Genomic DNA, 11,385 nt, shown 5'->3' with positions numbered 1-11,385 from the left:
TTCAAAACTCGGCATCGAATCTGTATAAATTTTGTACAAAAAAATTTAGCCCCATAGCTTTAAAAAAGGTCCGGAAAATATGATGATAGCACTGACCAACGCATTGGCCGCCAATATCGTAACCGCCGCCGCCGCAATATCTTTAACTTTGCCGGCCAGAACATGGTAATCCGGGGAGACGAGGTCAACCAGCGTTTCCAATGCGGTGTTTATCAATTCTCCGAAAAGCACCAAGGCAATATTCAGCAAGATCCAGAGCCAGTCGTATTTAGTGATCCCGCATAATAAACCCAATATAATGACCACAACTGCGGCTGTGCACTGAATGCGGAAATTCAGTTGGCTGCGGAACCCGCTATGAAAGCCCTGGAATGCATACCGGAAGCTTCGTCCTAATTTATAGAAATTGGTATCTGCCATATAATGTAATCGGTTCGCCCTTAATTCCCAAATTAATTCAGATTTCAGCACGTCATTCGGGAATGCGAAAACTCAAAAATACGTTAACCATTTTAATTTTTATTCTTTTCGTTACTAACCTCCATGCCCAGAATCTGGATAACCGCCTGCTTCAGGCTATAAACGGGCCTCCCGCTTCGGCTGACGGGTTCTGGCATGGGGTCGCCAACAGTGACTATGGTTTTGTAATGGCCACTCCTGCCAGCATGCTCATCGTTGGCCTGGCGAAACATGACCAGGTATTGAAAATAAAGGCCTTTGAGACCGGTGGTGCGGTGCTTTTGGCCGAAGGGTCATCTGTCCTGCTGAAGAATCTGATCCATCGGCAACGGCCCTTTGTCGCCCATCCTGAACTTTTTTATGGGAAATCCTCACCGACGGATTATTCCTTTCCTTCCGGCCATACCTCGACAGCGTTTGCAACGGCAACATCACTAAGCCTCGCATTTCCCAAATGGTATGTAATCGCGCCTTCGTTTGCCTATGCGTCAGCGGTAGGTTATTCCCGGATGTACCTCGGGGTTCACTATCCCAGCGATGTGCTGGCAGGTGCGGCGGTCGGCATTGGCTCCGCATTTTTGAGTTTTAAGCTTCAGCATTTCCTGGCCAGGAAGATCCATTAATTCAGTTTTTTTACAGCTTTTATCCCAAAAGAAATCAAAATCTGTACTTACCCTTGTTAAAAATTAAATATTATGAAAAAAATATCAGCTATGTTAATGCTGGCAGCCGCGATGCTGTTCGGCGCATCTGCCCAAGCGCAGAAAGTGAAAAGCAGCCTGGTTCCGGCTTCCGTAACCACAGCATTCAAGACCAAATATCCAAAGGCTTATAAAGTAACCTGGGAAAAGGAAAACGGCAACTTTGAAGCAAACTGGGGCGGTAAGTCAGGCGAAGATATGTCGGTTGTATTTACCCCGTCAGGCTCATTTGTAGAACAAGTTGAAGCGATATCTGTTTCGGCGCTCCCTACTGCCGCCAATGCCTATATTAAAGCGCATTACGCCGGTAAAAAAGTAAGTGAAGCAGGGAAAGTGACCGATGCTGCCGGCAAAATCACTTATGAAGCAGAAATCAAAGGCATGGAAGTTGTGTTTGACCAAAAGGGAACTTTTATTAAAGCCGGTAAAGAGAACGATTAAGATCAATCATTAATTATAAGTTTCGGAAGCCTGTATGAAAATGCAGGCTTTTTAAGTTTAAGGTTTTTGGTGGATATGCGCCTATCATTAGCACCATCTATGGTTATGTCTACTGTTTGCCAAGACCGGCATTAAGGCGTTTATATGGAGATGGGCACGCCATTCGCATTATCTTCATCTTTATTATTTGACCGGGCACTGCCGTATCGGTTTGGGGCATCTGGAAAAACACCAAATGAGTGCGCGGTTATTCATCGGTGTGTGTTTGTGCCGATCCTGTAAAAATATAGTTTGCAACTAAAATGTTGGTCTGGAATAGCCGTCTTCCAACTTTTATCCAAAATTGGGTGGCACCTTTGCCGCATGAAGCGATCTTTTACTAAAGCAATCTGTTTACTGTTCACGTTATGCGGTCTAACCCTACAAGTGATGGCGCAAGCCGGCAAGGGAACCATATCAGGAAAAGTAGTTGATGCGACCAATGGCACACCGGTGGATTACGCCACCATAAGTGTTTACAAACCGGGCGCTAAAAGCCCGTTCAATGGTATCAGTTCGGATATCAGAGGGGATTTTAAGGTTGACAACGTTCCCGATGGCAGCTATAAGGTAACGGTTGAATTTCTGGGGTACCAGCGTACCGCTATTGAGCAAGTAATCGTGAAAGGGGGAAGCGCCGTTTTAGGGGTGATCAAACTTTATCCCAGTCAGACAACGCTGAAAGGGGTAACGATTACCGGAAATGCACCTGTGATTCAGAATAAGATCGATAAAATTGTATATAATGCTGAGAATGACCTGACATCGCAGGGGGGAGTAGCCACAGACATATTGAAGAAAGTTCCGCAGGTGACTGTCGATATAGATGGCAATGTACAACTCCTGGGGAGTTCCGGGGTGCGCTTTTTAATTAATGGCAAACCCTCTACTATTTTTGGCAGCAGCATTGCAGATGCCTTGCAATCTATTCCGGCGAGCCAGATTAAAAGTGTGGAAGTGATCAGTAGCCCGGGTGCAAAATATGACGCAGCAGGCACTGCCGGGATTATCAATATCATTTTAAAAAAGAATAATATTTATGGGCTCAACGGTAATGTTAACCTATCGGCCGGAACCAGAAGAAATAACGGTTCTATCAATTTGAGTGCTAAGAAAGGAAATTTTGGCATCAGCACCTTCTTGAGCGGGAATAATCAGTTCAATACCAAAGGCCTTAACGGAACCAACAGAACATCTTTTTTTGCAGATACGACCAATAATCTGTTGCAGAATGGAGACAGCCGAATTAACAGGAATGGAATACGTACGGGGTTAAGCATAGATTGGGACATCAATAAAAAAAACAATGTGAGCGCGTCTGTCGGCTATGACGCTTTCAACAGCGACAACAGCAATTCCACCAATCAGCAAACCAGGACTTTCAAAGGGAGTACACTGACGGATGACCTGTCTTCTCTCCTCAATGGGAATAATCATTTTAACGAGCGTTCTGTGGATTTGACACTGGCCTATAAAAAGACATTTGAAAGACCGGATGAGGAATTGAATATCGAGGCAAATGCCGGACTGGGGAGGAGCACCTCCGCTTTCACCCAACAGGAATCTCTTATCTACTCAGACCGCCCATTTTCCGGACTCAACAGTAATAATCATGGTGTAGATAATGAAGTCGAGGTCAAACTGGATTACACTTATCCGGTAAATGATGATTTTATCATTGAATCAGGAGCAAAAACAACCTTTAACAGCATAGCGGGCAATACATTAGTTAACTCTTTGGACAACAGCAGTCAGCAATTTATTCCAAGCCCTACACAATCAAACAGTTTAGATTATAAAAGAGACATTGTTGCTGCTTATCTTTCTGGTACCTATAAATTATTTAACTACCTGGATGTGAAATCGGGTTTGCGGTACGAGCGGACAATTTCCAACGCCAGTTATTCGCAGGTTGGCAAAATAAACATTGCCCCATACAATACTTTTGCACCTTCCTTGGTCATTGCCCGCAATTTTAAAAATAAAAACAGTTTGAAACTGAGCTACAGCTACCGGATTGAAAGGCCGGACTATGAGGATTTAAACCCCTTTCTTGACCTTTCGGACCCGCGAAATGCAAGTATGGGAAATCCTAACCTCAAACCGGAGATTGGAAATAATTTTGAACTGGGATTCAACAAAAACTATGAAAAAGGCGGCAACCTTAACATATCAATATTTTACCGGCACAACGGACAGGATATCAAATCATTTGCTACATTTTATCCCAGCTATGTTGTCGGCGATTCGACCTATAAAAACCTAACGCTCAATACCCGCTTGAATATTGGCCAAGAGATACGGGAAGGGATCAGTATTTCCGGCTCGATACCTTTTGGCAGTAAATTAACAGTTCGCCCCAACATGTTCATCGCTAATCAGACCATTGTCAATAAATATAGCGGTGGGCCTAATATCAATGGCTTCAGGGCCAGGATGAATTTAAATGCGAGCTACGAATTCAATTCAGATTTTAGTGCGGAACTTTTTGGCAATTACAATTCACCCGAAAATAATATTCAAGGAAAACGACCTGCATTCTTCTTGTACAACCTCGCCTTGCGAAAAATGATATTTAATAGAAAGGGCAGCATCGGCTTTACCGCCACCAATCCTTTTAATGAGTATGTCAAACAAGAAAGCACAATCTATGCTGATAATTCAACCAGAACCTCTTACAGACAGGTGCCGTTCCGGTCTTTCGGCCTGACATTTACCTATAAATTCGGCGGGCTGGATTTTAAGAAGGATAAAGATAACAGTACTGACAACCAACCGTCATTTCCTACCGATAATGGCAACTAAAACTCAGAAAAAATCACTGTTGATTTTGCTGTTGATTATCGCGGCGGGATTTTTATTGTTGACGATCTTTGTTAGTATTGACCCAATACCCAAGGTTGACCGGGAGTTTTCAGAGGAAATACAGGAGCATAGCAATCCGACGGTAGATGCAATAATGCACTGCATTAGTTGGGTGGGCTATATGCCCAATTCGGCTATTATCGTTGGCGCCGTAGCATTGCTATTCTTCGTTTTTAAATACCGGCGGGAGGCCTTATTCGTTTTGCTGACTGCGCTATCGGGAATTGTGAGTACAGGAGTTAAAATGGCCGTAAACCGCCCCAGACCCCTGCCTTCCATGGTCCGGATCCTGGAGAAAACACATCAGCAAAGTTTTCCGAGCGGCCATGTTATATTCTATACGGTATTCTTTGGTTTTATCGCCTTGGTGACGGTCAGGCTTAAGAAATTAAAGCGCCCGTTGCGCATTAGTATCGGGTCAATCTCTTTGTTTATGGTATTTATCGTGCCGCTGTCGCGGGTTTATCTTGGCGCCCATTGGTTTACCGATGTTATCGCCGGCTTCTTTTTGGGGGTAATCTGCCTGTATTTACTGGGGTACTTTTATCTTAAACCGGGCCTTCAATCATTTTGATGAACAAAAAGATTTGGCAGGTTCTGTAATTTAAGTGTGTTTAGTGTATGTATGCCGTACTCCGTAAAATAGTGGTGTTGCTGCATGAATTTCAGATTGTTTATACGCCATTCGTCATCGGTAAATTCTTTTTTTAAATGCACAGCCCATTCGTTCCGTAAACAATTAGCAAAATTCGGATAATCTGGGTGAGCGAGGTGAAACAGGTCTGCATCGCAGATTATGCGTTGGATATCATTTTGGGGTTGCTGCGGCACTTTAGTGGCGTCGATGGCATCTACTACACCATCAATCAGCGCTTCCGGGCAATCTTCCCGGAGCAGGAAGTTGGCGGCAATAAGTTTACTTTTCTCTTCATGACCGGTGTACTCAAAAAGATAGCCTGTGTCATGAAAAAGTGTAGCCAGTTGTAAAATTTGGATATCTTCGCTGTTGTTCCCTCCGGCAACGGCCATCTCTGTAGCTGCGAGGAATACATCATAAGTGTGCTTCAAGTTATGAAAGGTCATGGTAACAGGCAATCCAGACAAAAGGATTGAAACCTGCCTGAAAACATTTTGCACGAGAAAGGGATGCTTCACTATGGCTATATACAAGTTAATTCTGAAGAAAAACTGGATTTAAATAAAACGGGCAACCGAAAGGGCTACCCGTTTTTTGCAAATTCATAAGTCGGCTTAATGCTGGTTACCTGTTCCATTAAGTTGATAACAACCAAGATCAGCACCGGGCGGGGTTGCATCCGAAAGGCCGTAGATCTTGTCAAGCGGCACAACGATCAGTGGTTTAATAGTTGTATTCCCCTTTCCGATAAGCGGTGAATTCGCCTGGAGGTGAAAATTAAATGATCCGACCGCATTATAATCAGACAGCGCATGCCCCGATGTGGGTAGCGGAAAATTCAGGAACATAGGGTTATTAATACGCACAACATCACTACCGTCGTAAATGTCACCCGGTTTATAACCTGAGGGCAGGTATTTGGCAGAGGTCATAATAGATGGAATATCTGTCTGTTGTGGCTGGGTGATGTACCCTGTCGGATAGAACTGGTTGGCCACGGAAACAGAGTCTGCATACTGGAAATTATTGCCATAAGACAAGTGTGCTACATCAGCTACCGGGCTTCCTACAACGCGAAAACCATATTTACAGTTCACTGCCACATTATTATAAAACATGCCGGCTGCGCCTTCCTCGTAGTTAATACAACCGCCGCGCCCGCTCTGTACCTGCCGGTAGCCACCGCTGATAAATGTATTGTTATACATAACAATATTTGTTTGCGGGGCACCCGTAGCCTGTCCTTTGTTGGAAGCTTTTTGCCCGTTTGTCGCCGTCCCTATAAACAGATTATAAGCCATCGTTCCCGTGGTTCCGCCTTTAGCGTTCAGACAATCGCCTCCGTGGACACCGTTTTTTTCAAAGGTATTTCGAAAGATCGCAATCTTACCCGCCGATATACGGATAGGGTCATCCACGCCGCCATACAGCCAGGAATCTTCCATAATAAAATTGCCTTTGTAATTGGCGAAAAGTATACTATATTGATTGCCGGCGCCGGCGCTCGCCAGTTTCGATGTTGCATCGCCTTCGGTATAGCCCGCGTATTCCACGTGTGTCCATCTTAATACCATCAAATTACAGGTAGGGCCACCAATGATTCCTTTCCAATGACCGGCAAATGCAGAATCCTGTGCGGTTGTCACCGCACCTGGGGCGTCTTTTTTCACCAGCCCGGGAGCGGTGATCCAGTTAGGCTGATTTTTCGAGCCATTGCTGATCAGCGTGCCAAGAACAATCAAGCTGCTGCGTGCGCCCATATTCAATGTAACTCCTGGCTGCATAAACAAAGTGTCTGCCGGGTTAATCACAATATCACAGCCATCGTTCACATTGTAGGTTTTACCACTAAGCATGGTGCCCTTTACTGGCACAACACTGCTGCCTCCGCTACAGGAAAGCGGAGCCTTGTCACTAATCGGGTTTGCGGCAGGCGGAGTATAATTATAAATGTCAGTGTGCTCGCCGTTCCATTTCTTACAGCCCGAGAAACTGGCGGATAGGACCACTATTACTACGGGGATTATATATTTTTTCATTGTCTGAGATGTTTAAAGTTTATAGCGGATGCCGCCAAGAAAGAGGGTTTTGTAGAAATCACTTTGTACCAGTGTCTGGGCAGCAATATCCTGCTTGCCTAAAAATTCCTGCTGTTTGGCATCCAGATTACTATGTGGATATTTTAAATAGACCTTCGCCGCCGCATTAGTGATATTATTCACTTTTCCATAGAATGAGAAATGACTGGTAAGCTTCTTTTCAAAAGAGAAATCCAGTTGTTCATAGGCATGCTGATAGAAATCCAGGTTCAGATATGGCGATACCTGCGCCAGGCGCTCGCCAGTGTAAACGAACGCCAACTGCATGTCCAAACCTATCTTTGCGCTTTTGTATAGAATGGAGGCGTTGCCTACATGGTCAGCCTGACCTTGTAAGGGACGGGTCTGATTAACAAAATCCTGCTGGAATCCTGCTGTCGGGTCATTGTAGTAATTTAACTTTGGCGTGGTGATCCGCGAATGCGTGTAGGTGTAATTCACTGAAAACCCGATTGTGCCAAAAAACTTGGTCGCTACGAGTTCTGCGCCGTAATTGGTGGCATCATTTTCATCATTCTGCGGCTTGATAAACTGGTTGCTCGGCCCTCCCTGGCGTACCACGAAGTACTCGATCGGATTATGGATTTTCTTAAAGAAGGTACCGATCAGCAATTGGTCTGCTCCTCCGGGGAACAGTTCATAACGCAGATCCAGATTGTCAGCCGTAATGTGCTTCAGGTATGGATTTCCGATCTCATCATAATACTCCCCTGGACGATTATACGGTATGATCTCTCCGAAGCCGGGGCGGCTGAGGGAAGCGAAATAGGATGCGCGCAGGTTTTGCTTTCCATCCAGTTCATATTTTAAATGAATACTTGGCAAAACATCGGTGTAACTGATATTTCCACTGCGTTGGGAAACGGTGGCCGGTGATTTGGTATCATAGGTCATTGCGGTGTTTTCGATACGTACGCCACCAAGTACCTGAAGTTTTTGAAATAATCTGAACTTGATTTGCCCGTACTCGGCATTGTCCTTTTCCGTTACAGAATAATTGTTGTTCAGGTCAGGATTATTGGAGCCGATACCATCGGACGCCGTAGTAAAGGTAAAAGGTATCTGATCAAAATTATTGTTATATAAAGTCGATTTACCACCGGTAAGACTGTAGCTGATATAATCAGCATCCCTGTTTTTATTGCGGTACAATCCGCCGATGGCAATTTCTACGGTCTGTCCGGCAATTGTCGGGTTATAAATTAAGTTGCCATAACCCGACAAATCACGGTCACGGTTATTTTCCCAATGATGGGTCAATTTGGTATTATTATCAACTTCGGCCGTTACCGTCCCTGCGTTATTGAGCGATTTATTAGCATCATACTGAAAGTCCGTACGGTCGGGCATATGGCGCGTAGCAATCGAATAAACACCGTCCCAGTTAAACCGTAGCTTATTATTCAGCACGTGATCACCATGAAGCGTACTGTTATAGATATTCTGCTGAATGAGCTGGCTCCGGTTTTCGAGCGTGATCTGTTTACTCAGATTGGTGGAATTAAGACCCAGTCCGAGCGTATCTGCCGTAACCCTGGCGGTATACTCGTTCTGGTGAATGTAAAGGTTATATAATGACAGCTTGTTCTTATCATTGATGACATAATCTATCTTATTGTGAAGCCCTAAACGCTGCGTCTGCGTAGAATAAGTGCGATCATAGGCATCAGAAAACTGAGGGGAATTCGGCAAGGGTATGGCGGACGGCTGGGCGTTAGGGGTAAGCTGTTTAGAATCAGACCCGCGGTAAATGTTTTGGTAGCTGGCTGAAACGATCACCCCTAATTTGTTATTAAAAAACCGGTCCCCTACGGTCAGACCGGCAGTGCTGCTCAACGGACTGCTCAGATTCTTGTTACTGGTAAGTGCGTTATTGTTGAAATCTGCATAAGTTGCAGAATAGCTGTTTCCATGTATCATAGCAGGTGATTGCCTATTAGGAGATGCCTTGAAACTTAGAAAAGGCCGGTTTCCTGAAAACAGGCTTGACATACCGCCAGATAGGTTGGCACTAACCACTAAATGGTCAGGTGCGCTTTTCATAACCAGATTCATGGTGCCCCCGATTGCATCGCCTTCCATGTTTGGTGTTAGTGCTTTGATCACCTCCAGGCGCTCCAGCATTTCTGAAGGAAAAATGTCCATGGGCACAAACCGGTAAGCATCATCGGGACTGGGTATTTTGATACCGTTAACGAGGGTGTTATTATATCGTTGCGCCATACCGCGAATAATGGCGTACCGACCCTCGCCGCTCGACGAGCGCTGGATCGTGACACCGCTTACGCGTTGTAAAGCGTTGGCCACGGTAACGTCAGGTAATAACTGAATAGTATTGGCTGAAAGAATATTGAGCACGCTTGGAGCGGCTTTTTCGAGGCTGCGGACCGCACGGTCGCTTTCGTGGTTTCCCTGCGCGGCTATGGTAACTTCACTCATCTGGGTTGCTTGTGAGTTTAAGTAGAGGTTGACCGTTTGGTCGCCGCCCCCTCGCAGATCAACGATTTTCCCGGTCACAGGATCATATCCCACAAATTGAGCGGCTAGCTGGTACAGCTCAGGCTTCAGCTTGTAAAATGAAAAGGAACCGTCTAAGCGGGCGGTAGTGTAAAGTGGTTTGTTCCCCGCAATTAGGCTTACAGTAGCGCCGACCAATGGCTCGCCGGTTTTTGCATCGAACACCTTACCTTTAATTGTTTGCGCATACCCCGTTGCTGTAAAACAGATGATCAGCAATGACAGTAATATTTTAATTAAAGGACAGGGCGTCTCTGACAGGCTGCTGGAAAATGGTGGTAAAGGTTTGTTCATGTCGAGTTTTTTTTCACAATAGACCGCCCGAAAACTGGAGGAATTTGGAATTTTTTACACCTTGAATGATTTGATAATGAAAGCTTAATATTACCCTAATGTTGCAAGGGTTTTCCGGTTGTCTTTTGCAGATTGTCTCCAGAATTGCTCCGGTACTTTGTCGAAAATCCTTAAAATGAAACGATTTTTATTTGTTTGCCTCTGGATGGCTTTCAGTTTTTCGTATGCGGTGGGCCAGCAACACGCACCGATCCATATCCTATACACTTCTGATGCACATTTCGGACTTTCCAGGCAAAAATTCCGGGGCGACACCGCGGTTCCGGCCTACAGGGTAAACGCTGCCATGATCTTCGCTATGAACAATATCGTGAATGAGCGACTTCCCCGGGATAATGGCGTCGGGGCAGGTGAACTGATTAAAGCGGTTGATTACCTGATACAAACGGGCGATATTGCCAATCGTCAGGAACCGCCTTATCAACCTGCCGGAGACTCCTGGCAACAGTTTGTCAGCGTTTATGAACATGGACTGCAACTACACGGCTGCAAAGGCATGGCAACCCAGCTTCTTTTCGTGCCGGGAAATCATGATATTTCGAACGCTATAGGGTTTACAAGAAAACTTGTCCCGGAAAAAGATCCGACGGTTATGGTTAAAATTTATAATGCAATGATGCATCCCGCCGTACCATTATCAAATGATACCTATGATTATGCTAATGATAAGATTAACTACAGCCGCGATATCGGAGGAATACACTTTGTTTTTATTACCCTTTGGCCTGATTCCGCTGAGCGTGTCTGGATGACCGGGAATTTAAAAAAGGTGCCTCGGACAATGCCTGTTGTCATCTTTACCCATGACCAGCCTACAAGTGAAGCCAAGCATTTCAGCGACCCGCTCGGACCTGGAACATTTAGGAAAGGAAGCAAATTCGAGAACCTGACCGCTGAAGTTTATAAGGAAGCGTCCGTAGTACAAAAAGGTGAACATGCGACCGATTTAGAGCAGCGGGGATTGGTGCGGTTTCTCAAATTACACCCCAATATCAAAGCTTACTTTCATGGCAATAGCAACTGGAATGAGTTTTACACTTATAAAGGACCTAACGGAGACATCTCCTTGCCGGTTTTTAGGGTAGATTCTCCGATGAAAGGAAAATACTCGGCTGATGATGAAACCAAACTTTCATTTCAGCTGATCAGCCTGGATCCGGTTAAAAAGCAATTAACAGTACGGGAATGCTTTTGGAACACTCAGCCAAAACAGTCAAAGCAAAAAATAGTCTTCGGAAGATGCAAATCAGTAAATCTCCTTATCAATTAAACT

General features: G+C 45.0%; 9 protein-coding genes. 5 read left to right on the top strand and 4 right to left on the bottom strand.

Going from position 1 to position 11,385, the window contains the following annotated elements; translation table 11 throughout:
* Positions 1–45 precede the first annotated feature (45 nt).
* Complete coding sequence (locus tag I5M19_RS04305) at positions 46–420, bottom strand: diacylglycerol kinase family protein (protein WP_200064385.1); 375 nt, start codon at positions 418–420, stop codon at positions 46–48.
* Positions 421–482: 62 nt separating this feature from the next.
* Between I5M19_RS04305 and I5M19_RS04300 the strand changes: the two genes are divergently transcribed.
* From I5M19_RS04300 to I5M19_RS04285, 4 genes are all read left to right on the top strand, one after another.
* Positions 483–1,082: a phosphatase PAP2 family protein gene (locus I5M19_RS04300; RefSeq protein WP_200064383.1), complete on the top strand. Its 600-nt coding sequence runs from the start codon at positions 483–485 to the stop codon at positions 1,080–1,082.
* A gap of 72 nt (positions 1,083–1,154) precedes the next feature.
* Positions 1,155–1,601: a PepSY-like domain-containing protein gene (locus I5M19_RS04295; RefSeq protein ID WP_200064381.1), complete on the top strand. Its 447-nt coding sequence runs from the start codon at positions 1,155–1,157 to the stop codon at positions 1,599–1,601.
* Positions 1,602–1,964: 363 nt separating this feature from the next.
* Positions 1,965–4,445 (top strand): TonB-dependent receptor domain-containing protein, encoded by a 2,481-nt coding sequence (locus tag I5M19_RS04290; protein WP_200064373.1) that lies wholly within the window; start codon positions 1,965–1,967, stop codon positions 4,443–4,445.
* The gene (locus tag I5M19_RS04285; protein ID WP_200064371.1) at positions 4,435–5,079 is read left to right on the top strand and encodes a phosphatase PAP2 family protein; all 645 of its coding nucleotides are present in this window, start codon (positions 4,435–4,437) and stop codon (positions 5,077–5,079) included. The genes I5M19_RS04290 and I5M19_RS04285 overlap by 11 nt, the downstream gene beginning before the upstream one ends.
* Here the strand turns inward: I5M19_RS04285 and I5M19_RS04280 are convergent.
* The 3 genes from I5M19_RS04280 to I5M19_RS04270 form a co-directional block, all read right to left on the bottom strand.
* Positions 5,067–5,573: an HD domain-containing protein gene (locus I5M19_RS04280; RefSeq protein ID WP_214653021.1), complete on the bottom strand. Its 507-nt coding sequence runs from the start codon at positions 5,571–5,573 to the stop codon at positions 5,067–5,069. The genes I5M19_RS04285 and I5M19_RS04280 overlap by 13 nt on opposite strands.
* A gap of 183 nt (positions 5,574–5,756) precedes the next feature.
* Positions 5,757–7,181, bottom strand: coding sequence for a hypothetical protein (locus tag I5M19_RS04275; protein ID WP_200064366.1), 1,425 nt, complete (start codon positions 7,179–7,181; stop codon positions 5,757–5,759).
* A gap of 12 nt (positions 7,182–7,193) precedes the next feature.
* Entirely contained in the window at positions 7,194–10,052 is a 2,859-nt protein-coding gene (locus I5M19_RS04270; protein WP_200064364.1) for a TonB-dependent receptor, read from the bottom strand.
* Positions 10,053–10,209: 157 nt separating this feature from the next.
* Here I5M19_RS04270 and I5M19_RS04265 point away from each other — a divergent pair, with 157 nt between their 5' ends.
* Entirely contained in the window at positions 10,210–11,382 is a 1,173-nt protein-coding gene (locus I5M19_RS04265) for a metallophosphoesterase family protein (protein ID WP_200064362.1), read from the top strand.
* Positions 11,383–11,385 lie beyond the last annotated feature (3 nt).

The organism is Mucilaginibacter segetis (assembly GCF_016522075.1).
Classification (GTDB): Bacteria; Bacteroidota; Bacteroidia; order Sphingobacteriales; family Sphingobacteriaceae; genus Mucilaginibacter; species Mucilaginibacter segetis.
The sequence above is the reverse complement of the archived record's forward strand: the minus strand, read 5'-3'. Positions and strand labels throughout refer to the sequence as shown.

Coding starts and splice junctions, on each gene's coding strand:
- I5M19_RS04300 (WP_200064383.1), top strand. CDS start 483: ATGCGAAAACTCAAAAATACGTTAACCATTTTAATTTTTATTCTTTTC.
- I5M19_RS04290 (WP_200064373.1), top strand. CDS start 1,965: ATGAAGCGATCTTTTACTAAAGCAATCTGTTTACTGTTCACGTTATGC.
- I5M19_RS04285 (WP_200064371.1), top strand. CDS start 4,435: ATGGCAACTAAAACTCAGAAAAAATCACTGTTGATTTTGCTGTTGATT.
- I5M19_RS04275 (WP_200064366.1), bottom strand. CDS start 7,181: ATGAAAAAATATATAATCCCCGTAGTAATAGTGGTCCTATCCGCCAGT.
- I5M19_RS04270 (WP_200064364.1), bottom strand. CDS start 10,052: ATGAACAAACCTTTACCACCATTTTCCAGCAGCCTGTCAGAGACGCCC.
- I5M19_RS04295 (WP_200064381.1), top strand. CDS start 1,155: ATGAAAAAAATATCAGCTATGTTAATGCTGGCAGCCGCGATGCTGTTC.
- I5M19_RS04305 (WP_200064385.1), bottom strand. CDS start 420: ATGGCAGATACCAATTTCTATAAATTAGGACGAAGCTTCCGGTATGCA.